Origin of the sequence: Stieleria sp. (assembly GCF_041595215.1) — a bacterium.
Lineage (GTDB): Bacteria > Planctomycetota > Planctomycetia > Pirellulales > Pirellulaceae > Stieleria > Stieleria magnilauensis.
Genome location: NZ_JBFHKV010001264.1, coordinates 1 through 2,220 on the forward strand (window position 1 = coordinate 1; position 2,220 = coordinate 2,220).

2 protein-coding genes are annotated in these 2,220 nt (G+C 58.9%); both read left to right on the forward strand.

The features are described 5' to 3' along the window. Positions 1-1,015, forward strand: a 1,015-nt coding sequence (locus tag ABX749_RS30380; protein ID WP_372899336.1) for a hypothetical protein, incomplete at its 5' end; no start/stop codon positions are given. A gap of 207 nt (positions 1,016-1,222) precedes the next feature. Beyond that, on the forward strand, positions 1,223-2,220 hold a 998-nt coding region (locus ABX749_RS30385; RefSeq protein ID WP_372899337.1), incomplete at its 3' end, for a hypothetical protein.

The window sequence follows — 2,220 nt, forward strand, 5'->3', positions numbered from 1 at the left end:
CTGGTTCGGCGGCGGTAACCTAGCGGTCGGTCCCGATGGGGATCTCTACCTGGTCGGACGCTACCGCAATCACGGCGATTCACGAACCGGGTTGGCTGCGGGCAGCCGCGGGCTGGAATTGGCGATCTTTCGATCAAGCGATCAAGGCCAATCATTTGAGAAAGTTGTCAGTCTGAGCAAACAGGATCTGTCGCGCGACGAAACACCGGTGCTGTCAATCGAAGGCAGTGCGATCCGCTTTGGTGACGGTACGGTCGAGCTGTATGTTTCAACCGAAAAAGACCGAGTCGGTTATCCACCGGAATTTCAACGGTTTCTGAAACCCGGCACCGGCGTTTGGTCGATCGATCGAATCCAGGCCGACAGCATCGAAGGCTTGAAGGACGCGGAGATCGTTCCGTGGCTGGTGTCGAAGGAACCGGAGACGATTCACGTCAAAGACCCCTTTCTATACGAGTCACCGACGGGCCCGTTGCTGCTGTTTTGCTCGCACCCGTTCAGCTGGACCTGTTCCAACACGGGGTTCGTGCCAGCGGAAGATCGCGAGACAACCGGCACAGATGCCACGACGCGCTGCGGATCGGCGACGTTTGATTTTTTCCCTCGCGGCAATGTCTGGGATGTCGCGATGTCACGCGGTACGGCGGTCATCGATGTGCCTGCAGTCGGTGCGTTTCGCGGGCAGAACGTGCAATTGATGTTTTACGACGGCGGTGAATGCGTGCGTGATCACACGCAACACGCCGAGTCGGTTGATCGGCCGCGCGGCCATTCGTGCGAGGAACTCGGTGGTGCCGCGTACATGGTCGACCGGCGGTGGCAGCAGCCGCAGCGATTGTCGCGGTATGAGCCCTTGTTCGTCAGCCCGTTCGGCACGGGGTGCAGTCGCTACGTGGACGTCTTGGCTCGCCCCGACGGGATGTACGCCAGCTGGCAGCAATCACAACCAGACGGCTCCCAACCGCTGGTATTGCACTTCGTGCCCCGCAGCGAAATCGAGTCCGTGTTGGCGTAAGCGGCCAGGCCGAATGCAATGCCCGAGGCCTTCCACCGGGCTAACGATCGAGAATGATACCCACGGCGTCCCAGCGAGAGCATGAAGCTGGTCAAACCTTGCCGATCGTGACGATTGGCTTCAACGGGACAAATTCCTGACGGGCATCCGTCGATAAATCCACGACGCTTCCATCCGCTCGCCCTCTCAACAGTCACGGGATCGTCCATGCCATTCCTTCGCGGTAGCCTCGCGTTTCAAAGATTCAGTGTCACCGGTTTCGAAGCGGAACGCTTCGGCGACGAGCACATCGAGATCCTCTCCAAGCACGCTGCCGGCAAGTTCCAAACCGCCTCGGAAGAAAACGTCTCGGTCGGTTTTTTGGGCGGCGAGCACTTGTTCGACCAGGACTTTGATCACAGCAAGAACTTGATCAACGAAGCCATCCACTTCTCCGCCCGATTTGACACCAACCAGATCCCCTCTGCCTACCGAGCCGCCTGGCTGCAAATGGAACTGGCGGGCATCGCCAAGGACAGCGAAACGGGCGTGATCACCAAAGCCCAACGCAAAGAGGCCAAGGAGGCGGTGGAACAACGCTGTGAAACTGAAGCGGCGACCGGCAAGTATCGCAAGATGCAATCCTTTCCGATGCTTTGGGATTACGCCAACGAACTACTGTACTTTGGCGGTTCGGTGGGCACGGCCGGCCGACACTGTTTGGATCTGGTCGAGCGGGCCTTCGGCGTGGAACTTCGGCACTGGAGCGCGGGATCGCTGGCCGAACAGTGGGGAATCGACAACGAGCTGTACGGCGAAGTCGACGATCTGCAGCCGGTCAGTTTCGTCAGCGGACAAACGATGGGCAGCCACAAATGGTCCAACGAGCATTCACAGTCGCCGGATTTCCTGGGCAATGAGTTCTTGATGTGGCTGTGGTGGACACTGGAAAACCAATCCGACACGATCACGCTTTCCGACGATTCGAAAGTCACCGTGATGCTGGCCAAGACGCTCAGTCTGGAATGCCCGCTCGGTGAATCGGGCAAGGAGAGCATCTCGGCGGAGAGTCCGGTCAAGCTGCCCGAGGCCATGCAAGCGATCCGCAGCGGCAAGTTGCCTCGTAAAGCCGGCATGACGATTATTCGCGACGATCGGCAATTTGACCTCACGCTCCAAGCAGAGTCGTTCGGAATCAGCGGCGCGAAGATTCATCTCGAAGAGGA